Here is a 23,379-nt window from a genome sequence, read left to right on the forward strand (position 1 = left end):
GGCCGCATGACGCTGCGCGTGCTGCTGACGGCGCTGCTAGTCGCCAACCTGGTCTCGGCGCTGGGTGTCGTGCACGCGCGCCACCAGCACCGCCAGCTGTTCGTGCAGGCGACGCGGCTGGAAGCGGCGCGCGACGAGCTCAACATCGAGTTCGGCCGGCTGCAGCTCGAGCAGGCCACGTGGGCCGAAAGCAATCGCATCGACCAGGTCGCGCGCGACCGGCTCGGCATGAAGTTCCCCGAAGGCGGCGAAACCGTCGTGGTGCGGCCATGATCGACCGCAAGCCGCCGTCGCGCCGCAACGCCCCCGCCGCCCGCACCGGCGCACCGGCGTGGCTGAAGTCGCTGTTCGCCGGCGACGGCGGGCGCTCGCGCAATCGCGTGCAGTACAACCCGCGCCAGCGCCTGCTGCTGGTCGGCGGCGCGCTCGGCCTGTGCGGGCTGGTGCTGGTCGGTCGCGCGTTCGCGCTGCAGATCGTCAACAAGGACTTCTACCGCCAGCAGGGCGACGCGCGCTTCCTGCGCGAGATCCCGATCCCGACCTCGCGCGGCATGATCACCGACCGCAACGGCGAGCCGCTGGCGGTGTCGACGCCGGTCGAGTCGGTGTGGGGCAACCCGCAGGAGCTGCTGAAGAACCCCGCGCGGATCCCGGAGCTGGCCAAGGCGCTCGGCGTGCCGAGCGACTACCTGACGCGCAAGCTCAGCCAGCGCGCCGGGAAGGAGTTCGTCTACCTCAAGCGCCGGATCAACCCGGACGAGGCGCGGCGGATCCTGGCGCACCAGATCCCCGGCGTGTTCAGCCAGCGCGAGTTCCGCCGCTTCTACCCGCAGGGCGAAGCGATCGCGCACGTGCTCGGCTTCACCAACATCGACGACCGCGGGCAGGAAGGGCTGGAGCTGGCGTTCGACGAGTGGCTGCGCGGCAAGCCCGGCGCCAAGCGCGTGATCCGCGACCGCCAGGGCCGCATCGTCGAGAACGTGGACCTGGTCCGCGCCGCCGAACCCGGCCAGGACCTGACGCTGACGATCGACCGGCGCATCCAGTACCTGACCTTCCGCGAGCTGCGCAGCGCGCTGCTGCGCACCGGCGCGAGCAGCGGCTCGGCCGTGGTCGTCGACGTCGCCACCGGCGAGGTGCTGGCGATGGCCAACCTGCCGGCGTACAACCCGAACGCCCTCGGCGCGGGCAACAGCGACACCCACCGCAACCGCGCGGTGACCGACGTGATCGAGCCGGGCTCGACGATGAAGCCGCTGACCGTGGCCGCCGCGCTCGAGGCCGGCGTGATCACCCCGACGACGCGCTTCGACACCAACCCCGGCTGGATTCCCAACGGCCGCTACCGCACCACCGACCACCACAACTACGGCGTGCTCGACACGACCGGCGTGATCACCAAGAGCTCGAACGTCGCGTCGGCGAAGATCGTCGCGCGGCTGCCGAACGACACGTTCTACGAGTTCCTGCACCGCTTCGGCTACGGCCAGAAGCCCGGCAGCGGCTTCCCGGGCGAGTCGTCCGGCGTGCTCGCGCCGCCGTCGCGCTGGAGCGGCACGACCAAGCAGACGATGTCGTACGGCTACGGCCTGTCGGCCACGCCGCTGCAGATTGCGATGGCCTACGCGGCGCTCGGCAACGGCGGCCGCCTGCTGACGCCGACGTTCGTCAAGGGCGGCGAGCGCGCCGAGGGCCGGCAGGTGCTCGACCCGGCGATCGCCGGCGAGATCATGCGGATGATGCAGACCGTGACCGAAGAGGGCGGCACCGCGACGCAGGGCGCGATCCTCGGCTACCACGTCGCCGGCAAGACCGGCACCGCGCGCAAGTTCAACGACACCGGCGGCTATTCGCGCCGCTACATCTCGTTCTTCGCCGGCGTGGTGCCGGTGCAGAACCCGCGCTTCTCGATGGTCGTCGTCGTCAACGATCCCGACCCGGCGAAGGGCTATTTCGGCGGCCTGGTGTCCGCGCCGGTGTTCAAAAACGTCATGGAGGGCGCGCTGCGCCTGATGGACGTCGCGCCGGACGACATCGACACGTGGCTGGCCGCGCAGGCCGACGCGCAGGCCAAGCGCGCCAAGGCGAACGGCGGCAAGCCGCCGGCCGACGCGCCGGTGCTGCCGTCGACGGCCGTCGCCGCGAGCACGACGGCGCCCGCGTCTGCGTCGGTGCAGCCGCCCGCCGGACCGCCGCTGCCGATGCCGGTCGGAGGTGCGCCGTGAGCCGCAACAAGCGCCTGGCCGAGCTGCTGCCCGACGTCGCCGGCATCCCCGGCGACCTGCGCATCGGCGGGCTGGTGATGGACAGCCGGGACGTGCGCCCGGGCGATGCGTTCGTCGCGATCGCCGGGTTCGGCGAGCACGGCCTCAAGTTCGCCGCGCAGGCGCGCGCCGCCGGGGCGGTCGCGGTGCTGTTCGAGCCGCCCGCGCCGGCCGCCATCCCCGCGCCGGCCGACGCGATTGCCGTGCCGGGGCTGCGCGCGCGCCTGGGCGAAATGGCCGACGCGTTCCATGACCGCGTCACCGACGCGATGACGGTCATCGGCGTCACCGGCACCAACGGCAAGACCTCGACCGTGCAGCTGCTCGCGCAGGCGCTGACGCTGCGCGGCACGCCTGCCGCGACGATCGGCACGCTCGGCGCGGGCCTGTACGGCGCGGCGGTGCCGACCGGCTTCACCACGCCGCTGGTGCTGCGCCTGCACGCGCTGCTGGCGCAGCTGCACGACGCCGGCGCGCAGGCGGTGGCGATGGAAGTCAGCTCGCACGCGCTCGACCAGGGCCGCGTCGACGGCGTGCACTTCGACGTCGGCGTGTTCACCAACCTCACCCGCGACCACCTCGACTACCACGGCGACATGGAGGCCTACGGCGCCGCCAAGGCGCGCCTGTTCGCGTGGCCTGGCCTGCGCGCAGCGGTGATCAACCGCGACGACGCCTATGGCGCGCGGATCGCCGCGGCGCTGCCGGCGGGCGTGCGCGCGATCGGCCTCAGCTCGCGCGGCGACGCCGCCGCCAGCGTCCGCGCCGACGCGCTGACGCTCGACGAGAGCGGGCTGCGTTTCGATCTCGCCATCGACGGCGCCGTCGAGCCGGTGCAGTCGCCGCTGCTCGGTCGTTTCAACGCCGACAACCTGCTCGCGGTCGCCGGCGCGCTGCACGCGCTCGACGTGCCGGTGGCGGAGATCGCCGACACCCTCGCGCGACTGCAGCCGATCCACGGTCGCATGAACCGGCTCGGCGGCGACCTCGCGCCGAGCGGCAACCGCCGCCCGCTGGTCGTGATCGACTACGCGCACACGCCCGATGCGCTCGAACAGGCGCTCGCGTCGCTGCGCGGCCACGCGCGTGCGCGGCTGGTCTGCGTGTTCGGCTGCGGCGGCGAGCGCGACCGCGGCAAGCGCCCGCAGATGGCCGCGATCGCCGAGGCCGGCGCCGACGTCGTGATCGTCACCGACGACAACCCGCGCGGCGAGAATGGCGACGCGATCGTCGCCGACATCGTCGCCGGTTTCGCCCGCCCCGCCGCGGCCGTCGTGCTGCGCGACCGCGCAGCCGCCATCGCCCGCGCGATCGGCGAGGCCGGCCCGCACGACATCGTGCTGGTGGCCGGCAAGGGCCACGAGCCGTACCAGGAAATCGACGGCGTCCAGCACCCGTTCGACGACACCCAGGTCGCGCGGGCCTGCCTGGAGGCACGAGCATGAACCCGCTGCTGCTCTCGGAGATCGCGCGGATGACCGGCGGCCGCCTGCACGGCGACGACCGGCTCGTCGACGCGGTCGCGACCGACACCCGCTCGCTCGGCGGGCTGGGTTCGGCGCTGTTCGTCGCGCTGAAGGGCGAGCGCTTCGACGGCCACGACCACGTCGCTGCGGCCGCGCATGCGGGAGTAACCGCCGCGCTGGTTTCGCGCCACGTCGACGCGCCGCTGCCGCAGGTCGTCGTCGCCGACACCGAGCGCGCGCTGGCGGCGATCGCGACCGCGGTGCAGCTCGGCCGCAGCGCGACGGTGGTGGCGATCACCGGCAGCAACGGCAAGACCAGCGTCAAGGCGCTGACCCAGTCCATCCTCGAGCGCGCCGGCCGCACGTACGCGACCCCCGGCAACCGCAACAACGAGATCGGCATGCCGCTGGCGGTGATCGACGCGCCCGAGGACGCGCGCTTCGCGATCTACGAGATGGGCACCGGCAAGCCCGGCGACATCGCCTACCTGACCGCGATCGCGCGTCCGGACATCGGACTGGTCAACAACGTGGCGCCGGCGCACATCGAGCGCATGGGCAGCCTGCTGGCGATCGCCGACACCAAGGCCGCGGTCTACGACGACCTCAGCAGCAACGGCGTCGCGGTGATCAACGCCGACGACGCCTTCGCCCCGTACTTCGCCGAGCGCGCGCACGGCCGCCGGCTGATCCGGTTCGGCCTCGATCACGGCGCCGACGTCAGCGCGCGCGACATCGAGCTCGCCGACGAGGGCTCGCGCTTCACGCTGGTGACGCCGCAGGGCGACGCGCCGGTCGCGCTGGCGATGCCCGGCCGACACAACGTGCGCAACGCGCTGGCCGCCGCGGCGATCGCGATCGGCGCCGGCGTACCGCTGGCGACCATCGCCGAGGGGCTGGCCGCCGCGCGCCCGGTCGCCGGTCGCTTGGTCACCCACGTGCTGCCCGGCGGCGCGCGGCTGATCGACGACAGCTACAACGCCAACCCCGGTTCGCTGGCCGCCGCCATCGACACGCTGGCCGAGTCCAGCCGCGGCGCCGGCGACGCGGCCTGGCTGGTGCTGGGCGACATGCGCGAGCTCGGCGCCGACGGCGCGGCGATGCATGCGGAGGTGGGTCGCCGCGCCAAGGCCGCCGGGCTCGCGCGGCTGTTCACGCTCGGCCCGCTCAGCGCCAGCGCTGCGCAGGCCTTCGGCGACGGCGCCGCGCATTTCGAATCGCACGACGCGCTCGCCGGCGCGCTGCGCGCGGCCATCGCCGACAGCGGCGGCGCGCTGCGGGTGCTGGTCAAGGGCTCGCGCGGCAGCGCGATGGATCGGATCGTGACCGCGCTGCTGCCCGACGGCGCGGCGCACGGGGGACACCATGCTGCTTGAACTGACCCGCTGGCTTGAACAACTGCAGAGCCTGTTCGGGCTTTTCAACTACCTGACCTTCCGCGGCATCCTGGCGGCGCTGACCTCGCTGATGCTGTCGCTGTGGTGGGGGCCGGCGGTGATCCGGCGCCTGGCCCAGCTCAAGGGCGGCCAGCCGATCCGCAAGGACGGGCCGCAGTCGCACTTCTCCAAGGCCGGCACGCCGACGATGGGCGGCGCGCTGATCCTGCTGACGGTGCTCGCCTCGGTGCTGCTGTGGGGCGACCTGCGCAACCGCTACGTCTGGCTGGTGCTGGCGATGATGGTCGCGTTCGGCTGGATCGGCTGGTGGGACGACTGGATCAAGATCGTCAAGCGCGATCCGAACGGCATGAAGTCGCGCTGGAAGTACCTGCTGCAGTCGCTGTTCGGCCTGGCCGCCGGCCTGTTCCTGTACTACACCGCCGACGCGCCGGCGGCGACGACGTTCTACATCCCGTTTTTCAAGTCGATCGCGCTGCCGCTGGTCGGCTTCAGCTTCGTCGCGATCGCCTACTTCTGGATCGTCGGCTTCTCCAACGCGGTCAACCTGACCGACGGCCTCGACGGGCTGGCGATCATGCCGACGGTGCTGGTGGCCTGCGCGCTCGGCGTGTTCGCCTACGCGTCCGGCAACGCGGTGTTCTCCGAGTACCTGCAGATCCCGCAGGTGCCGGGGGCCGGCGAGCTGGTGATCATCTGCGCGGCGATCGCCGGCGCGGGGCTCGGGTTCCTGTGGTTCAACACCTACCCGGCGATGGTGTTCATGGGCGACATCGGCGCGCTCGCGCTCGGCGCGGTGCTAGGCACCGTCGCGGTGATCGTCCGCCAGGAACTGGTGCTGGTCGTGATGGGCGGCATCTTCGTCATCGAGACGCTGTCGGTGATGATCCAGGTCGCGTCGTTCAAGCTGACCGGCAAGCGCGTGTTCCGGATGGCGCCGATCCACCACCACTTCGAGCTCAAGGGCTGGCCCGAGCCGCGGGTGATCGTGCGCTTCTGGATCATCTCGGTGATCCTCGTGCTCGTCGGCCTGGCGACCTTGAAGGTGCGCTGATGGCCGACTCCGCGCGCCAGGCGACACGACTCGATGCGATCGGCGGCCGGTTCGACCCGTGGCTGGCCGGCCTCGCGATCGCGCTCGCGTGCCTGGGCGTGGTGATGGTCGGCTCCAGCTCGATCGCGCAGGCGGCCGACCCGTTCCACTACCTGACGCGCCACGTGGTGTTCCTCGGCGCCGGCGCGGTGCTGGCCGTCTGGCTGATGCGCACCGAGCTCAAGGCCATCGAGCAGCGCAGCCAGTGGCTGATGCTCGGCTGCTTCGTGCTGCTGCTGCTGGTGTTCGTGCCGGGCATCGGCCACACCGTCAACGGCGCGCGCCGCTGGCTCAACCTCGGCGTGTCGAATTTCCAGGCGGTCGAGGCGGTCAAGCTGCTCTTCATTGTCTGGCTGGCCAGCTACCTCAAGCGCTACAGCGAGGAAGTCACCGCCACCTGGGGCGCGATGCTCAAGCCGCTGGGCGTGGCGTCTGCGCTGGTCGTGCTGCTGCTGCTGCAGCCGGACTTCGGCTCGTCGTCGCTGCTGCTGGCGATCACCGCCGGCATGCTGGTGCTGGGCGGCGTCAACATGCCGCGGATGTTCGGCCCGGTGCTGGTCGGCCTGCCGCTGCTGGCCATCGTGGCGATCGCCGAGCCGTACCGCATGCGCCGGCTGACCTCGTTCGTCGACCCGTTCGCCGATCCGTTCGGCTCCGGCTACCAGCTGGCCAACGCGCTGATGGCGGTCGGCCGCGGCGAGTGGTTCGGCGTCGGGCTAGGCTCGTCGATCCAGAAGCTTTCGTACCTGCCCGAGGCGCACACCGACTTCATTCTGGCGGTGATCGCCGAGGAGCTCGGCTTCTTCGGCGTGTGCCTGGTGATCGCGCTGTATGCCGGCCTGGTCGGGCGCGCGCTGTGGGTCGGGCTGAAGTGCGTCGAGATGCGCCGCCACTTTTCCGGCTACATCGCGTTCGGCATCGCGCTGTGGATGGCGCTGCAGAGCCTGGTGTCGATCGGCGTGAACCTCGGCCTGCTGCCGACCAAGGGGCTGACGCTGCCGCTGATTTCTTCCGGCGGCTCGAGCGTGCTGATGACCTGCGCCGCGCTGGGCCTGCTGCTGCGCGTGTCGTACGAACTCGACCGCGCCCAGCGCCAGGTCGCGCGCCTGCGCGGCGACGGCGCGCAGGCGTCGGCCGGGTTCATCCCGGCGACCGCGCAGCCGCTGCCGCCGACCTCGCCGTCGGCCAAGCCCGGCGACGCCGCGCGCGGCACCAGCCGCCTGCGCCAGCGCGTCGAACCGACGCTGGGGCGCACCGCATGAGGCCGTCGATGCCCGCCACCGACAGCGACCTGCACCCGGTGATGATCCTCGCCGGCGGCACCGGCGGGCACATCTTCCCGGGGCTCGCCGTCGCGCACGCGCTGCAGACGCGGGGCGTCCCGGTGTCGTGGCTCGGTGCCGACGGCGGCATGGAGACGCGCCTGGTGCCGCAGCACGGCGTGGCGATCGACACGATCGCGGTGCGCGGCGTGCGCGGCAAGGGCATCGCGTCGCTGCTGGCCGCGCCGTTCCGCCTCGTGGGCGCCGTGCGCGCCGCGGCGCAGACGCTGCGCCAGCGCCAGCCGCGCGCGGTGGTCAGCTTCGGCGGCTACGCGGCCGGGCCCGGCGGGCTGGCGGCGCGGCTGCTCGGCGTACCGCTGTTCGTGCACGAGCAGAACCGCGCGCCGGGCATGACCAATCGCGTGCTCGCGCGGTTCGCGCGCCAGGTGTTGACCGGCTTCCCGGACACCTTCCATACCGTGGCTGAAACCGTCGTCGGCAACCCGGTGCGCGCCGAGATCGCCGCGGTGGCGCCGCCGGCGCAGCGCTTCGCCGGCCGCGACGGCGCGCTGCGCGTGCTGGTGCTCGGCGGCAGCCAGGGCGCGCGCGCGTTGAACGCCGCGGTGCCGGCGGCGATCGCCGCGCTGCCGTCCCACATCCGTTGCGACGTGCGCCACCAGTGCGGCGAGAAGCTGCGCGACGACGCCGAGCGCGCATACGCGAAGGCCGGCGTACCGGTGTCGCTGGAGCCGTTCATCGCCGACATGGCCGCGGCCTACGCCTGGGCGGACCTCGTCGTCTGCCGCGCCGGCGCGCTGACGCTGGCCGAACTGTGCGCGGCCGGCGTCGGCAGCGTGCTGGTGCCGTTCCCGCAGGCGGTCGACGACCACCAGACCAAGAACGCGCGCTACCTGGTCGAGCGCGGCGCGGCGCAGCTGCTGCCGCAGGGCGACGGCAGCGACCTCGCGTCGCGGCTGTCGGCCACGATCGAAATCCTTGCCGAGCGGGGGCTGCTGCTGCAGATGGCCCAGTCCGCGCGGGCCCTTGCCAAACCCGACGCCGCCGAGCGCGTCGCCGACGCCGTGCTGGCCGCCGCGCACGCCGGGCCGGCGTCCCAGGAGACCCCACGATGATCATGGCCCTGCGCCGCCGCCTGCTGCACACCGGCGAGCTCGCCCGTGCCGGCTTCGACGAGTCGAGCACGCGCGTGCACTTCGTCGGCATCGGCGGCGTCGGCATGAGCGGCATCGCCGAGGTCATGTGCACGCTCGGCTACCAGGTGTCCGGCTCGGACAACGCCGACAACGCGGTCACCCGCCGGCTGGCCAAGCTCGGCATCGCCGTGCACCGCGGCCACGCGGCCGCGAACGTGCTCGGCGCCGACTGCGTGGTCGTTTCCAGCGCGATCAAGCCCGACAACCCGGAGCTGATGGAGGCGCGCTCGCAGCGCATCCCGGTGGTGCCGCGCGCGGAAATGCTCGCCGAGCTGATGCGCTTCAAGCGCGGCATCGCGGTCGCCGGCACCCACGGCAAGACCACGACCACCTCGCTGCTGGCCAGCGTGCTGGCCGAAGGCGGCATCGACCCGACCTTCGTCATCGGCGGGCAGCTCCTCGCCGCCGGCGCCAACGCGCGCCTGGGCAAGGGCGAGTGGCTGGTGGCCGAGGCCGACGAGAGCGACGGCAGTTTCCTGCGGCTCAACCCGCAGATCGCGATCGTCACCAACATCGACGCCGACCACCTCGAGAACTACGGCGGCGACTTCGCCCAGGTGCAGGCGGCGTTCGAGGAGTTCCTGCACCGGCTGCCGTTCTACGGGCTGGCGGTGCTGTGCATCGACGACCCGGAGGTCGCGCAGCTGGCCGCCGGCACGCCGCGGCACGTCATGACGTACGGCTTCCAGCCGGAGGCCGACGTGCGCGCCGACGACGTGACCCAGCAGGGCGGGCGCATGCGCTTCACCCTGTGCCTGCCGGAAGGCGCGCGCCAGCCGGTGACGCTGGCGCTGCCGGGCCGGCACAACGTGCTCAACGCGCTGGCCGCGTCCGCGGTGGCGTGGCAGCTGGGCGTGGCGCCGGACGCGATCGCGCGCGCGCTCGAGCAGTTCGCCGGCATCGGCCGCCGCTTCAACCTGCTGGCGCAGGTGCCGCTGCCGCGCGGCGGCATGGTCACCGTCGTCGACGACTACGGCCACCACCCGAAGGAGCTCGAGGCCGTGTTCGCCGCCGCGCGCGGCGGCTGGGCCGACAAGCGCCTGGTCGTGGCGTTCCAGCCGCACCGCTACAGCCGCACGCGGGACCTGTTCGACGAGTTCGCCGCGGTGCTGTCGAGCGTCGACGCGCTGGTGCTGACCGAGGTCTACCCGGCGGGCGAGGCGCCGATCGCCGGCGCCGACGCCAAGGCGCTGGCGCGTGCGATCCGCGCGCGCGGCCGCATCGACCCGGTCGTGGTCGGCGGCGCCGGCGAACTGTCGGGCGTGCTCGGCGACGTGCTTCGCGACGGCGACCTGCTGCTGATGATGGGCGCCGGCGACATCGGCGCCGCCGCGCAGGGCGTCGCGACCAAGGGATTCAAGGGAGACACCGCGTGAGCGCCGCCACCATCCAGCTCGATACTTCGATCGCCCCGCCGCGCGTCAGCGACCCGGCCGTGTTCGGCCGCGTCGCGGTGCTGATGGGCGGCACCAGCGCCGAGCGCGAGGTCTCGCTCGACTCCGGCCGCAACGTGCTCGACGCGCTGCGCGCGCGCGGCGTCGAGGCGTTCGCGGTCGACGGCATCCCGGCGCTGGTCGAGGCGGTGCAGGCCGGCCGCGTCGACCGCGTGTTCAACATCCTCCACGGCAACAAGGGCGGCGGCGAAGACGGCGTGCTGCAGGGGCTGTGCGAGGCGCTCGGCGTGCCCTACACCGGTTCGGGCGTGCTCGGCTCGGCGCTGAGCATGGACAAGATCCGCACCAAGCAGGTGTGGCTCAGCGTCGGCCTGCCGACGCCGCGCTACGCGCGCCTGTCGCCCGGCGACGACGTGCTCGCCGCCGCGCGCGGGATCGGCCTGCCGGTGTTCATCAAGCCGTCGAGCGAGGGCTCCAGCGTCGGCGTGTCGCGGGTGATGGGCGAGTCCGACCTCGCCGCCGCCGTCGAGCACGCCGCGCGCTACCCCGGCGAACTGCTGATGGAGCAGCTGATCGTCGGCGACGAGCTGACCGTGCCGGTGCTGGCCGGCCACGCGCTGCCGTCGATCCGGATCGTGCCGAAGGGCGAGTTCTACGACTACCACGCCAAGTACATGGCCGACGACACCCAGTACCTGTGCCCGGGGCTGGAAGGCGACGACGAGGCGCAGATCCGCCGGCTCGCGCTGGAGGCCTTCGTCGCGGCCGGCTGCCACGGCTGGGGCCGGGTCGACTTCATGCGCGACCGCGCCACCGGCGAGTTGACCCTGCTCGAGGTCAACACCGCCCCGGGCATGACCAGCCACTCGCTGGTGCCGAAGGCGGCGGCGCAGGTCGGCATCGGCTTCGAGGAACTGTGCTGGCGCGTGCTCGAGTCGAGCCTCGCCCCCGCCGCGGACGACGGAGGTGCGACCGCGTGAGCGCGATGCTGCGGCTCGTCGGTTGGCTGCTCGCGGTGGCGCTGGTCGCGCTGCCGGTCGTCGCCGTGCTCAACGGCTGGATCGGCGCGGGCCACTGGCCGCTGACCCGCCTGCGCGCGAGCGGAGAGTTCGAGCGGGTCGACGCGGCCGCGCTGCGCGAGACCCTCCTGCCGTACGCGCGCAGCGGTTTCTTCGCCGTCGACCTGGCCGCGGCGCAGGCCGCGGTGTCGACGTTGCCGTGGGTCGAAACGGCCGAAGTGCGCAAGCGCTGGCCGGACGTGCTCGAAGTGCGCGTCGTCGAGCACCGCCCGTTCGCGCACTGGGGCCGCGACCGCCTGCTGTCCGAGCACGGCCGCCTGTTCGCCGCGAAGGGCGCATCGGTGCCGGGCAACCTGCCGCAGTTCGACGGCCCGGACGCACGCGTCGGCGAAGTGGTCGCGCTCTACAACGAATCGCGCGCGCTGCTGGCGCCGGTCGGCATCGACGTGCGCGCGGTCGAGCTCGACCCGCGCGGCAGCTGGAGCCTGCGGCTCGACAACGGCGCGCAGGTCGTCGTCGGCCGCAGCGAGGCGCGCGCGCGTCTGGCCCGCTTCGTGCGGCTGATGCCGCAGCTGCTCGGCCAGCAGGAGCAGCGCCTCGTGCGCGCCGATCTTCGCTACACCAACGGTTTCGCGCTGTCGTGGACGGCCGCCCCGGCGCCGGCGACGGACAAGCAAGTGCAAGGACAGTCATGAATCGCAAGGGTGACAAATCGCTGATCGTCGGCCTCGACATCGGCACCTCGAAGGTGGTCGCGCTGGTCGGCGAGTACTCGCCGGGCAACCCGATCGAGGTGATCGGCATCGGCTCGCACGAATCGCGCGGCCTGCGCCGCGGCGTCGTCGTCGACATCGAATCGACCGTGCAGTCGATCCAGCGCGCGATCGAGGAGGCCGAGCTGATGGCCGGCTGCGAGATCCGCTCGGTCTACGCGTCGATCTCCGGCAACCACATCCAGTGCCGCAACTCGCAGGGCATCGCGCCGATCCGCGACGGCGAGGTCAGCTTCGCCGACCTCGACCGCGTGCTCGAGGCGGCCAAGGCCGTGGCGATCCCGGCCGACCAGAAGATCCTGCACGCGATCCCGCGCGACTACGTGCTCGACGACTCGCAGGAAGGCATCCGCAACCCGGTCGGCATGACCGGCGTGCGCCTGGAGGTGCACGCGCACCTGGTGATCTGCGCGCAGTCGGCGGCGGCCAACATCAGCAAGTGCGTGCAGAAGTGCGGGCTGCAGGTCGACGACCTGGTGCTCGGCGTGCTCGCGTCGAGCACCGCGGTGCTGACCGGCGACGAACGCGAGCTTGGCGTCGTCCTCGTCGACATCGGCGCCGGCACGACCGACATCGCGGTGTTCGTGCAGGGCGCCATCGCGCACACGGCGAGCCTGCCGATCGCCGGCGACAAGGTGACCGAGGACATCGCGCACATGCTGCGCACGCCGACCCCGGAGGCCGAGCAGATCAAGGTCCGCTACGCCTGCGCGCTGGCGCAGATGGCCACGGCCGAAGAGTCGATCCAGGTGCCGAGCGTCGGCGACCGGCCGCCGCGGCGCATGCCGCGCGCGTCGCTGGCGCAGGCGGTGCAGGCGCGCTACGAGGAAATCTTCGAGATGGTCCAGGCCGAGCTGCGCCGCAGCGGCTTCGAGCAGCACGTGCGCGCGGGCATGGTCCTGACCGGCGGCGCCGCGAAGATGGAAGGCGTGGTCGAGCTGGCCGAGGAAATGCTGCAGATGCCCGTGCGCGTGGGCATCCCGCAGCACGTGACCGGGCTGGGCGAGGTGGTCGGCAACCCGGTGCACGCGACCGGCGTCGGCCTGCTGCTGATGGGCAGCCAGATCGAGAACCCGCGGCGGCCGACGATCGCCGCCGGCCGCGCGGGCAGCTTCCTGAGCAAGCTCAAGAACTGGTACCGCGGCGAATTCTGATTACGAGGCGTGGCCGCGACGGCGCGGGCATGGGCGGGCAGGGCAGGCGACTCGAGCAATGCGGTGCGATTGGCGGTTTCCCGATTCGAACGACGAGCAACACATAACAACGGAGGACACGGACATGGCGCATTTCGAACTGGTTGAAAAGATGGCTCCCAACGCCGTCATCAAGGTCATTGGCGTGGGCGGCGGCGGCGGCAACGCCGTGGCGCACATGGTCAGCAGCAACGTCGACGGGGTGGAGTTCGTCACCGCGAACACCGACTCGCAGGCGATCAAGAACTGCGGCGCGAAGCTGCAGCTGCAGCTCGGCGGCAACGTCACCAAGGGCCTGGGCGCGGGCGCGAACCCGGAGGTCGGCCGCCAGGCCGCGCTCGAGGACCGCGAGCGGATCATGGACGCGCTGACCGGCGCCGACATGGTGTTCATCACCGCGGGCATGGGCGGCGGCACCGGCACCGGCGCCGCGCCGGTCGTGGCGCAGCTGGCCAAGGAGATGGGCATCCTGACCGTCGCCGTGGTCACCAAGCCGTTCCCGTTCGAGGGCCGTCGGCGCATGCAGGTCGCGCTGAAGGGCATCGAGGAGCTGAGCCACCACTGCGACTCGCTGATCACGATCCCGAACGAGAAGCTGATCACCGTGCTCGGCCGCAACGCGACGATGATCCAGGCGTTCCGCGCCGCCAACGACGTGCTGCTCGGCGCGGTGCAGGGCATCGCCGACCTGATCGTCCGCCCGGGCCTGATCAACGTCGACTTCGCCGACGTCCGCACCGTCATGTCCGAGATGGGCCTGGCGATGATGGGCACCGGCGCCGCCCGCGGCGACGACCGCGCCCAGGCCGCCGCCGAGGCCGCGATCCAGAACCCGCTGCTCGACGACGTCAACCTGTCCGGCGCCAACGGCATCCTGGTCAACATCACCGCCGGCCCGGACTTCACGATGGCCGAGTTCGACGAGGTCGGCCGCACCGTCGAGGGCTTCGCCTCCGAGGACGCGACCGTGGTCATCGGCACCGTGCTCGACCCGGACATGCAGGACGAGGTGCGCGTCACCGTCGTCGCCACCGGCCTGAACCGCGCGGTCGCGCGCCAGTCGGTGCGCGGCAGCGAGCGCGAGTTCCAGCGCCCGCCGGTCCAGCTGGTCCGCAACGCCACCACCGGCCAGCCGGAGTTCCCGGTCGACTACACGGCCCCGTCGGCCCCGAGCTTCGGCAGCGCGCTGCGCGGCAGCGCCTCGTCGTCGCGGGCGGCCGAGCCGGCCTCGACCCCGGCCGTGGCCGATTTCGGCGGCGACAGCTACCTGGACATCCCGGCGTTCCTGCGCCGCCAGGCGGACTGACCGCCAGAAGCGTCCCCACCACCGCGTCCGAAGTGTCCGTAAGCCACCTTGCCCCGGGCTCTGGCCCGGGGGTTTCGACCGGTCGGCCCCGTGCCGACCGGTCCTTTACCTGACGCCGACGGCGCCGGCAGGACGATGCGTCCTTTCCGTTAAGATTCAGCGAACTGCGTGCTAACCTGCCCTCCGCCCCGCGGCGGGGCATGCCGTGCACGCGCTGCGCGACGGGCCTGTCCCAGCGACCCGCCAGCGTGCCCGACTCCCGCCAGCCACCCCCTTACGGCCCGGTCCGACCAATCGCCCCGATGCTGCGCCAACGCACCCTCAAGAACGTGATCCGCGCGACCGGCGTGGGCCTGCACAGCGGGGAGAAGGTCTTCCTGACGCTGCGCCCGGCCCCGGTCGATGCCGGCATCGTGTTCCGGCGCGTCGACCTGGATCCGGTGGTCGAGATTCCCGCGAACGCCGAGCTCGTCACCGAAACCATCCTGTGCACCGGGCTGAGCTGCGGTCCGGCCAAGGTCCAGACCGTCGAGCACCTGCTGTCGGCGCTGGCCGGGCTCGGGATCGACAACTGCCTGATCGAGCTGTCCGCGGCCGAGGTGCCGATCATGGACGGCTCGGCCGGCCCGTTCGTGTTCCTGCTGCAGTCTGCCGGGATCGCCGAGCAGGACGCGCCCAAGCGCTTCATCCGGATCCGCCGGCCGATCGAGGTCCGCGACGGCGACAAGGTCGCCCGCTTCGAGCCGTACGAGGGGTTCCGCCTCGGCTTCACGGTGCAGTTCGACCACCCCGCCATCCCGTCGACGCAGTCGCGCGCCGAGGTCGAGTTCTCGACCGAGGCCTACGTCAAGGAAGTCAGCCGCGCGCGCACGTTCGGCTTCATGCGCGACCTGGAGTACATGCGCGAGCGCAACCTCGGCCTAGGCGGCTCGATGGACAACGCGATCGTGCTGGACGAGTTCCGGGTGCTGAACGAGGACGGCCTGCGCTACGCCGACGAGTTCGTCCGCCACAAGATCCTCGACGCCGTCGGCGACCTGTACCTCGCCGGCCGGCCGATCCTCGGCGCCTACGAGGGCTACAAGTCCGGCCACGCGCTCAACAACAAGCTCGTCCGCGCCGTGCTGGCCGAACGGTCGGCCTGGGACGAGGTCACCTTCCCGGACGCCACCGCCGACGCGCCGGTCGCCTACGGCACCCCGGTCGCCAGCTACTGACGCGACCCCGGCGGCACACCGCCGACCCGAACCTCCGCTCCGCGCGCGCCACGGCGACCGTCCGTCGGCCCGATCCCGCTCGCTGCGACCGCTTCCGGACCTGCGTCGGGCGGCCTTCGAGACGCGCTTCTGCGGCAACGGTGCCCCGTGTCACAGAGGTGAACGTTGGGTGACGAGTTAACGGATTCCTAACGGTTTTATTGCATAACGCTTCCCCCTTCTTAACAAATTCAGGGGGTTAGGCCGTTACGATGCCGGCCGGCCTGGGGTCCTGGCCGTCTGGCCAAGACATGTGCCAGCCGGGTTGGAGCTCAGGTGGCGTCGTCCGACCCGCAGGGGACGGGCGCCTCGAGCGACGCCAAGGCAGCCCGCAGCTCCCGCTGCGCGGCTTCCGATATCGGAGGCTGGGTCCGACGGTCCTGCGCTTGCAGCGCCATCGGAGCCAACGCGGTCTTCACGACCAGCTCCACTGCATCAAGCCCGATGGATCGGGCCGCGTCGAGGATTTCCGGGGCGGCAAACCGCAGTTTGGTTCGCCACACCGGGGCATCGACCACGAAAACGAGCCGGCCGCGCTCAACATTCGCCAGCTGCGCGTGCGCGGCAAGCGAGGGCGGCAGGTGGGGGCGTAACCGACGGTCCAGTTCTTCGAGCCAGACGGCACGACGAATCGGGTTGCCAGCCGGGTCCGCGAGCAGCGCATCGAGCGCGGCTTTCGGGGCAGGTGGGCGGCGCGGGGATCGGGAATCAGACATCGGACATATGACCTATCCAACCATCGTAAACAAATCGCTGCATCGGTCGCGTTCACGCGTGGCCACCGCCGTCGACCACGTCGCCCACCTCGGCAGCCGCCGCCCGGGACTGGTCATTGCCAGCCTGATCGGCGTCGGCCTGCTGCTCGGCGGCGGCGCCGGCATCGCCGCCACTGCCGGCCTGCGCGCCCAGGTCGCCAGCCAGCAGGCCGAACTCGCCACCGCCCGGCGCGATTCGCAGCGCGAACTCAACGCGCTGGCCGCCCGCCTCGGCGAACTGCAGGCCCAGGCCAACCGCCTCAACGCGCTCGGCGAGCGCCTGACCCGCATCGGCCAGCTGCAGGACGGCGAGTTCGATTTCGAGAAGCCGGTCGGCGTCGGTGGTGCCGGCCCGGTCCGCGACATCGAAAAGGACGAGGTCGAGGCGACCCTCAAGCACGTCCGCGACCAGTTCGTCAGCTCCGGCGAGCAGCTGTCGGTGCTCGAGTCGCTGCTGTTCAACCGCCAGCTCGACATGAACGCCGTCCCGTCGCGCGAGCCGATCGCCGGCAGCTACATCACGTCCGGCTTCGGCGGCCGCGCCGACCCGTTCGGCGGCGGCAGCCAGAACCACAAGGGCATCGACTTCGAGGCCGACGTCGGCGATCCGGTGCTCGCGGTGGCCGACGGAGTGGTCAGCTACGCCGCCGCGCGTTCGGGCTACGGCAACACCGTCGAGATCGACCACGGCAACGGCTACGTGACCCGCTATGCGCACAACTCGCGCCTGACCCGCAAGGTCGGCGAACTGGTCCGCGCGGGGCAGGAGATCGCCAAGGCCGGCTCGACCGGCCGCTCGACCGGCGCCCACGTTCACTTCGAGGTGTGGGAGCGCGGCCGCGTGGTGAACCCGCGCAAGTTCCTGAGCCAGCAGTCCCCGCTGAAGGGCTGATCGCGGCAAGGTTGTTGCGTAGCGAAGAAAGTGAACGGCGCGGCCTGCGGTCGCGCCGTTTTCGTTATGGGGGGGCCAGAGCGGCTCGAGTGCTGATTTCGCCCCGTCAACTCGTCCAGCGGAGGGCGGTTGAGGGGCATGCAACGCGGCGGGGCGCTGCGTTCCGGCCCTGCGCGGCACAGCCGCTCCGGGCGCTCAGGCGGCTACAAGCCAGCGGCTTGTGAGCAGCCGCCTTCGTTCCGGCCCTGCGCGGCACAGCCGCTCCGGGCGCTCGGAGGGGCACAAGCCAATGGCTTGTGAGCGCCCGTCCTCGCCCCCAGCTACAATCGGGGTTGCCAACAAGGGCGCCCCGCGCCCTTTTTTAATTGTCGGGAGCCGCTCCATGGACCGGTTCCGTTCCCACCCCTTTCCGGCCTGATCAATGCTCAACAGTTTGCTTACCCGCGTCTTCGGCAGCCGTAACGAACGCCTGCTGCGCCAGCTGCAACGCTCCGTGGTGAAGATCAACGCCCTCGAGCCGGAGATGGAGAAGCTCAGCGACGCGCAGCTGCAGGCCAAGACCCCCGAATTCCAGCAGCGCATCCGCGACGGCGAATCGCTCGACAAGCTCCTGCCAGAGGCCTTCGCGGTCTGCCGCGAGGCGTCGCGCCGCGTGCTGGGCATGCGCCACTACGACGTGCAGCTGATCGGCGGCATGGTCCTGCACCTGGGCAAGATCGCCGAGATGCGCACCGGCGAGGGCAAGACCCTGGTCGGCACCCTGCCGGTGTACCTGAACGCGCTCGAGGGCAAGGGCGTCCACGTCGTCACCGTCAACGACTACCTGGCGCGCCGCGACTCGGCGTGGATGGGCAAGCTGTACAGCTGGCTCGGACTGAGCGTCAGCGTCGTGTACCCGGGCATGCCGCATGCCGACAAGCACGCCGCGTACGCCGCCGACATCACCTACGCGACCAACAACGAGATCGGCTTCGACTACCTGCGCGACAACATGGCGCTGTCGAAGGACGATCGATTCCAGCGCGGCCTCAACTTCGCGATCATCGACGAGGTCGACTCGATCCTGATCGACGAGGCGCGCACCCCGCTGATCATCTCCGGCCCGGCCGACGAGTCGCCGGAGCTGTACATCAAGGTCAACCGGATCGTCCCGTCGCTGAAGCGCCAGGAAGTCGAGGACGGCATCGGCGACTACTGGGTCGACGAGAAGAGCAAGCAGGTGCACCTGTCCGAGGCCGGCCAGGAGCACGCCGAGGCGCTGCTGCGCCAGGCTGGGATCCTGCAGGGCGAGGACGACGGCCTGTACTCGGGCCAGAACATCGGCGTCGTTCACCACCTCGGCGCCGCGCTGCGCGCGCACGCGATCTACCAGCGAGACGTCGACTACATCGTCCGCGACGGCGAGGTCATCATCGTCGACGAGTTCACCGGCCGCACGCTCGCCGGCCGCCGCTGGTCCGACGGCCTGCACCAGGCGGTCGAGGCCAAGGAGGGCGTGCCGGTCCAGCGCGAGAACCAGACGCTGGCCAGCATCACCTTCCAGAACCTGTTCCGCATGTACGGCAAGCTCGCCGGCATGACCGGCACGGCCGACACCGAAGCCTACGAGTTCCAGAGCATCTACGGGCTCGAGGTCATCGTGATCCCGACCCACCGCCCGATGGTGCGCAAGGACCACCCGGATGCGGTGTTCCTCAACCGCGCCGGCAAGTACCGCGCGGTGATCAACGAGATCAAGGACGCCCACGCGCGGCAGCAGCCGGTGCTGGTCGGCACCACGTCGATCGAAGTCTCCGAGATGCTCAGCGAGCAGCTGCGCGAGGCCGGCATCACCCACGAGGTGCTCAACGCCAAGCAGCACGAGCGCGAGGCGCACATCGTCGCGCAGGCCGGCCGCCCGGGCGCGGTCACCATCGCCACCAACATGGCCGGCCGCGGCACCGACATCGTGCTCGGCGGCTCGCTAGAGGCCGAGCTGGCGCAGATCGAGGCCGACACCGGCGCCGAGGTCGATGAGGCCACCAAAGCGCGCCTGAAGGCCGAGTGGCAGGCCCGCCACGACGCGGTCAAGGCCGCCGGGGGCCTGCACATCATCGGCACCGAGCGCCACGAGAGCCGCCGCATCGACAACCAGCTGCGCGGCCGCGCCGGCCGCCAGGGCGACCCGGGCAGCTCGCGCTTCTACCTGTCGCTCGAAGACAACCTGATGCGGATCTTCGCCGCCGACTGGGTGCAGCGCGTCATGGCGCGCATGGGCCTGAAGGAAGACGACATCATCGAAAGCGCGATGGTGACCAAGCAGATCGCCAACGCGCAGCGCAAGGTCGAGGCCCACAACTTCGACATCCGGAAGAACCTGCTCGACTACGACGACGTCAACAACGACCAGCGCAAGGTGATCTACGGTCAGCGCGACGAGCTGCTCGAGGCCGAGTCCGTGCAGGACAACGTCGACGGCATCCGCGAGGACGTGGTGGCGGACGTGGTGGCCCGCTTCGTGCCGCCGAACTCGGTCGACGAGCAGTGGGACCTGCCGGGCCTCGAAGCGGCACTGGCCGAGGACTTCGGCGTGCAGCTGCCGCTGGTGCAGATGGCGCAGAGCGCCGAGGAGCTCGACGCCGAGGGCGTCGCCCAGCGCGTGACCGATGCGGTCAACGCGCACTTCGACGTGCGCGAGCAGCAGCTCGGCGCCGAGACGATGCGCATGCTCGAGAAGCACATCATGCTCAACGTGCTCGACGACAACTGGAAGCAGCACCTGGCGCGCATGGACTACCTGCGCCAGGGCATCCACCTGCGCGGCTACGCCCAGAAGCAGCCGAAGCAGGAGTACAAGAAGGAAGCGTTCGAGCTGTTCAGCGACATGCTCGACAAGGTCAAGCGCGAGGTCGTCACGATCCTGGCCCGCGTGCGCATCCGCAGCGAGGAAGAGATCGCGCAGATGGAGGCGGCCGAGCGTGCCCAGGCGCAGGCCCAGGCGCAGCAGATGCAGTTCCAGCACGCCGACGCCGGCGGCTTCGGCGCCGACGAGGAAGCCGAGGCCGTCAGCGAGGCGGCGTTTGCCAACGTCGGCCGCAACGACCCGTGCCCGTGCGGCAGCGGCAAGAAGTACAAGCACTGCCATGGGCAGCTCGCCTGACCGAAGTCGGCCCGTGCCGGTCGCGACGCGACCGGTCGGCCCGTGGCGCACGCGCCCGTGCTGACGCCGGTGCCAGCGCAGTCCGCTGCGCCTGACCGGGATCACCTCGGTCTGCGCCACGTCGAGGTCGTCGCCGGCGTCATCCGCGACGCGCGCGGGCGCATCCTGCTGGCCCGCCGCACCGAGGGCCGCGACCTCGCCGGCCTGTGGGAATTCCCCGGCGGCAAGCGCGAGCCCGGCGAGTCGGCCGAAGCCGCGCTGGTGCGCGAGCTGCACGAAGAGCTCGGCATCGACGTCGAGCCGGGCGATCCGCTGATCGCGGTCCCGCAGGCGTACCCCGACAAGCGCCTGACGCTGGACGTCCGCGAGATCCGCGCCTGGCGCGGCACCGCCCGCGGGCGCGAGGGGCAGGCGCTGATGTGGGTGCCGCTCGACAAGCTGGCGCGCTACTCGATGCCGCCGGCCGACCGCCCCGTCGTCGCCGCCCTGCAGCAGCCCGACGCCTACCTCGTGACCCCGATGCCCGGTGCCGACGACGCCGCGTGGCTCGACGCCCTGTCGAGCGCGCTCGCCGGCGGCATCCGCCGCGTGCAGCTGCGCGCGCCGGGTCTCGATGCGGCGCGCTGGCGGCGGCTGGTCGAGCAGGCCGTCGCGCGCTGCCGCGCCGTCGGCGCCCAGGTGCTGGTGAACGGCGACGCGTCACTTGCGGGCGAGTTCGGGATCGGCCTGCACCTGCGGGCATCGCAGCTCGCCGGCGCGACGCGCGACGCGCTTCCCCGAGACGTGGCCCTGGCCGCGTCGTGCCACACGGCCGACGAGCTGCAGCTGGCCGAGGCGCTGGCCTGCGACTTCGTGGTGCTCGGCACGGTGCGGCCCAGCGCCAGCCATCCGGGCGGCGCGACCCTCGGATGGGGCGGCTTCGCAGCGCTGCGCGAGGGCGTATCGCTGCCGCTGTACGCGATCGGCGGGCTGACGCCGGCCGACCTGCCTGCGGCGCGCCGGGCCGGCGCGCAGGGCGTGGCCGCGATCACCGGGCTGTGGCCCGCTCGCTAGCGCGCAGCCGACCCGTTATCCGAACGTGGCGTGCAGCCACTGCCCGAACAGGTAGCCGAGCACGGCGACCGCGATTCCCGCCAGCCCCAGCAGCAGCAGCGGCTTGCGAGCGCGGGCAGGGCGGGATTCGGGCGGCATCGGACGCTCCGTTGAGCCGGTGACGGCGACAGCGTGCCCGCCAGCGGCACGCCCCGCGCCTGCTTCAAGTCACGTGACCGCGGTCATGGCCAGCGCCCGATAGCGCCGGTCGAGCGCCGCGACGTGCGCGTCCAGCGCGTCCAGCGGGCCGTCGTTGACGATCACGTCGTCGGCGATGGCCAGGCGCTGCTCGCGGGTCGCCTGCGCGGCGATCATCCGCTCGGCGAGCGCGGCATCGATCGCGTCGCGGCGCATCACCCGCGCGCGCTGCACGTCGGGCGCGACGTCGACGACGAGGATGCGGTCCAGCCACGGGTAGTGCTCGCGGCCGCCGCTCTCGGCAAGCAGCGGGATCGCGGCGATCGCGTACGGCCCGGGCGCCGCGGCGCAGGCCTCGTGCAGGTGCGCGCGCACGCGCGGGTGGATGATCGCTTCGAGCTGCCGGCGCGCGGCGGGGTCGTCGAACACGCGCTGGCGCATCGCGGCCCGGTCGAGGCCGCCGTCGGGGAGCAGCACCGACGGGCCGAATGCCGCGACGACCTCGGCCAGGCCGGCGCTGTCCGGCGCGACCGCCTCCCGCGCCGCGACGTCCGCATCGACCACGACCGCACCGAGCGCCTCGAAGCGGCGGGTGACCTCGGACTTGCCCGAGGCGACGCCTCCGGTAACGCCGACGATGTAGTCGCTCATGGGGCCCGCGTCGCAATGGAAGTGGCGGTGATGCTACCGGGGCCGGCGCGCGGGCGCGCGAGACGCGCCGAAGCCATGGGCGATGGGCTCATCGGCCGTGCATGCAACGTGGTCATGCCCCACGCGCGGCCCGCGACCCGGGCGGTAAGGCGCTTCTGCGTGTGCGGGCCACGCTGGGCGCAAAGCTCAGCACGCCGCCGCGGTCAGGGCCCCGACAGCCCCGAGTAGCGCATGTACCCGTCGACGATCTGGTTGCCCCAGAAGAACGTGATCCAGCCGGCGATGGCCAGGTACGGGCCGAACGGGATCGGCGTGGCTTTGTCGCGGCCCTTCATCGCCAGCCAGATCGAACCGACGATCGCGCCGACCAGCGACGAGAACAGGATGGTCGGCAGCACGCCGCTGAGCCCGGCCCACGCGCCGATCGCGGCGAGCAGCTTGAAGTCGCCGTGGCCCATGCCTTCCTTGCCGGTCAGCTGCTTGAACACCCACCACACGATCCACAGGCTCAGGTAGCCGGCGACTGCGCCGAGCAGCGCGGGCTTCACGGGCATGTAGAGGTTGTCCGCCGCGGCGATCAGGCCGAGCCACATCAGCGGCAGCGTCAGCTGGTCGGGCAGCAGCTGGGTGCGCAGGTCGATGCCCGACAGCGCGATCAGGAACGCGGTGAACACCATCGCGCCGAAGCCCTGCCAGCCGAAGCCGAAGCGCCACACGCAGGCGACGAACAGCAGCATCGTCAGCAGTTCGACCAGCGGGTACTGCGGCGAGATCGGGGCACGGCAGTGCCGGCACTTGCCGCGCAGCGCCAGCCAGCTGAACAGCGGAATGTTCTCGTGCCAGCTCAGCTGCGCCTTGCAGTGCGGGCAGTGCGAGCGCTCGACGACGATGCCCGGCGGCGGCGGGTCGTAGTTGTCCGGCTCGCCGAGCATCTCCCGGCTGTCGCGCTTCCACTGCCACTCCAGCCGCTTGGGCAGGCGCAGGATCACCACGTTGAGGAAGCTGCCCACCAGCAGCCCGAAGCCCGCCGCCATCGGGAAGCCGATGGCGGGGTTCTGGTCGAGGAATGCCATGC

20 protein-coding genes are annotated in these 23,379 nt (G+C 71.8%); 16 read left to right on the forward strand and 4 right to left on the reverse strand.

What is annotated here, in order from left to right; all coding sequences use genetic code 11:
* The first annotated feature begins 6 nt into the window (after positions 1–6).
* The 13 genes from ftsL (at position 7) to lpxC (ending at position 15,598) form a co-directional block, all read left to right on the forward strand.
* A complete protein-coding gene (gene ftsL / locus D3A60_RS03565; protein WP_119717304.1) occupies positions 7–273 on the forward strand; it encodes a cell division protein FtsL in 267 nt (88 codons plus the stop codon).
* The gene (locus D3A60_RS03570) at positions 270–2,225 is read left to right on the forward strand and encodes a peptidoglycan D,D-transpeptidase FtsI family protein (protein WP_119717305.1); all 1,956 of its coding nucleotides are present in this window, start codon (positions 270–272) and stop codon (positions 2,223–2,225) included. Before ftsL ends, D3A60_RS03570 begins: the two co-directional genes overlap by 4 nt.
* Entirely contained in the window at positions 2,222–3,709 is a 1,488-nt protein-coding gene (locus D3A60_RS03575) for a UDP-N-acetylmuramoyl-L-alanyl-D-glutamate--2,6-diaminopimelate ligase (RefSeq protein WP_119717306.1), read from the forward strand. Before D3A60_RS03570 ends, D3A60_RS03575 begins: the two co-directional genes overlap by 4 nt.
* Positions 3,706–5,106 (forward strand): UDP-N-acetylmuramoyl-tripeptide--D-alanyl-D-alanine ligase, encoded by a 1,401-nt coding sequence (locus tag D3A60_RS03580; RefSeq protein ID WP_119717307.1) that lies wholly within the window; start codon positions 3,706–3,708, stop codon positions 5,104–5,106. The genes D3A60_RS03575 and D3A60_RS03580 overlap by 4 nt, the downstream gene beginning before the upstream one ends.
* On the forward strand, positions 5,096–6,181 hold the full coding sequence (mraY, locus tag D3A60_RS03585) for a phospho-N-acetylmuramoyl-pentapeptide-transferase (RefSeq protein ID WP_119717308.1): 1,086 nt from the start codon (positions 5,096–5,098) through the stop codon (positions 6,179–6,181). Before D3A60_RS03580 ends, mraY begins: the two co-directional genes overlap by 11 nt.
* Entirely contained in the window at positions 6,181–7,482 is a 1,302-nt protein-coding gene (gene ftsW / locus D3A60_RS03590) for a putative lipid II flippase FtsW (protein WP_119717309.1), read from the forward strand. The genes mraY and ftsW overlap by 1 nt, the downstream gene beginning before the upstream one ends.
* Before the next feature lie 8 nt (positions 7,483–7,490).
* Positions 7,491–8,615 (forward strand): undecaprenyldiphospho-muramoylpentapeptide beta-N-acetylglucosaminyltransferase, encoded by a 1,125-nt coding sequence (gene murG / locus D3A60_RS03595; RefSeq protein WP_231120377.1) that lies wholly within the window; start codon positions 7,491–7,493, stop codon positions 8,613–8,615.
* An 8-nt stretch (positions 8,616–8,623) separates the two neighbouring features.
* Positions 8,624–10,072, forward strand: a complete 1,449-nt coding sequence (murC, locus tag D3A60_RS03600) for a UDP-N-acetylmuramate--L-alanine ligase (RefSeq protein ID WP_119717538.1) — start codon at positions 8,624–8,626, stop codon at positions 10,070–10,072.
* 29 nt (positions 10,073–10,101) lie between these two features.
* On the forward strand, positions 10,102–11,070 hold the full coding sequence (locus D3A60_RS03605; protein WP_269203657.1) for a D-alanine--D-alanine ligase: 969 nt from the start codon (positions 10,102–10,104) through the stop codon (positions 11,068–11,070).
* Positions 11,067–11,804, forward strand: a complete 738-nt coding sequence (locus D3A60_RS03610; RefSeq protein WP_119717310.1) for a cell division protein FtsQ/DivIB — start codon at positions 11,067–11,069, stop codon at positions 11,802–11,804. The genes D3A60_RS03605 and D3A60_RS03610 overlap by 4 nt, the downstream gene beginning before the upstream one ends.
* Positions 11,801–13,036: a cell division protein FtsA gene (ftsA, locus tag D3A60_RS03615; protein ID WP_119717311.1), complete on the forward strand. Its 1,236-nt coding sequence runs from the start codon at positions 11,801–11,803 to the stop codon at positions 13,034–13,036. The genes D3A60_RS03610 and ftsA overlap by 4 nt, the downstream gene beginning before the upstream one ends.
* Positions 13,037–13,160: 124 nt before the next feature.
* Positions 13,161–14,381 carry a cell division protein FtsZ gene (gene ftsZ / locus D3A60_RS03620; protein ID WP_119717312.1) on the forward strand — a complete coding sequence of 407 codons (1,221 nt, stop codon included), beginning with the start codon at positions 13,161–13,163 and terminating at the stop codon, positions 14,379–14,381.
* 302 nt (positions 14,382–14,683) lie between these two features.
* The gene (gene lpxC / locus D3A60_RS03625) at positions 14,684–15,598 is read left to right on the forward strand and encodes a UDP-3-O-acyl-N-acetylglucosamine deacetylase (protein ID WP_119717313.1); all 915 of its coding nucleotides are present in this window, start codon (positions 14,684–14,686) and stop codon (positions 15,596–15,598) included.
* A gap of 311 nt (positions 15,599–15,909) precedes the next feature.
* Here the strand turns inward: lpxC and D3A60_RS03630 are convergent, their stop codons facing one another.
* Positions 15,910–16,353, reverse strand: coding sequence for a DciA family protein (locus D3A60_RS03630; RefSeq protein WP_119717314.1), 444 nt, complete (start codon positions 16,351–16,353; stop codon positions 15,910–15,912).
* 7 nt (positions 16,354–16,360) lie between these two features.
* Here D3A60_RS03630 and D3A60_RS03635 point away from each other — a divergent pair, with 7 nt between their 5' ends.
* From D3A60_RS03635 to D3A60_RS03645, 3 genes are all read left to right on the forward strand, one after another.
* Complete coding sequence (locus tag D3A60_RS03635; RefSeq protein ID WP_119717315.1) at positions 16,361–17,284, forward strand: M23 family metallopeptidase; 924 nt, start codon at positions 16,361–16,363, stop codon at positions 17,282–17,284.
* Positions 17,285–17,705: 421 nt separating this feature from the next.
* The gene (gene secA, locus D3A60_RS03640) at positions 17,706–20,423 is read left to right on the forward strand and encodes a preprotein translocase subunit SecA (RefSeq protein ID WP_119717316.1); all 2,718 of its coding nucleotides are present in this window, start codon (positions 17,706–17,708) and stop codon (positions 20,421–20,423) included.
* Between the two features lie 111 nt (positions 20,424–20,534).
* Entirely contained in the window at positions 20,535–21,476 is a 942-nt protein-coding gene (locus D3A60_RS03645) for a Nudix family hydrolase (protein WP_119717540.1), read from the forward strand.
* Between the two features lie 15 nt (positions 21,477–21,491).
* Here the strand turns inward: D3A60_RS03645 and D3A60_RS14755 are convergent, their stop codons facing one another.
* From D3A60_RS14755 to D3A60_RS03655, 3 genes are all read right to left on the reverse strand, one after another.
* Positions 21,492–21,614 (reverse strand): hypothetical protein, encoded by a 123-nt coding sequence (locus D3A60_RS14755; protein WP_269203656.1) that lies wholly within the window; start codon positions 21,612–21,614, stop codon positions 21,492–21,494.
* A gap of 69 nt (positions 21,615–21,683) precedes the next feature.
* The gene (gene coaE, locus D3A60_RS03650) at positions 21,684–22,304 is read right to left on the reverse strand and encodes a dephospho-CoA kinase (RefSeq protein ID WP_119717317.1); all 621 of its coding nucleotides are present in this window, start codon (positions 22,302–22,304) and stop codon (positions 21,684–21,686) included.
* A 203-nt stretch (positions 22,305–22,507) separates the two neighbouring features.
* A complete protein-coding gene (locus D3A60_RS03655; RefSeq protein WP_119717318.1) occupies positions 22,508–23,377 on the reverse strand; it encodes a prepilin peptidase in 870 nt (289 codons plus the stop codon).
* Positions 23,378–23,379: the final 2 nt, after the last annotated feature.

Origin of the sequence: Cognatilysobacter tabacisoli (assembly GCF_003586305.1) — a bacterium.
Classification (GTDB): domain Bacteria; phylum Pseudomonadota; class Gammaproteobacteria; order Xanthomonadales; family Xanthomonadaceae; genus Cognatilysobacter_A; species Cognatilysobacter_A tabacisoli.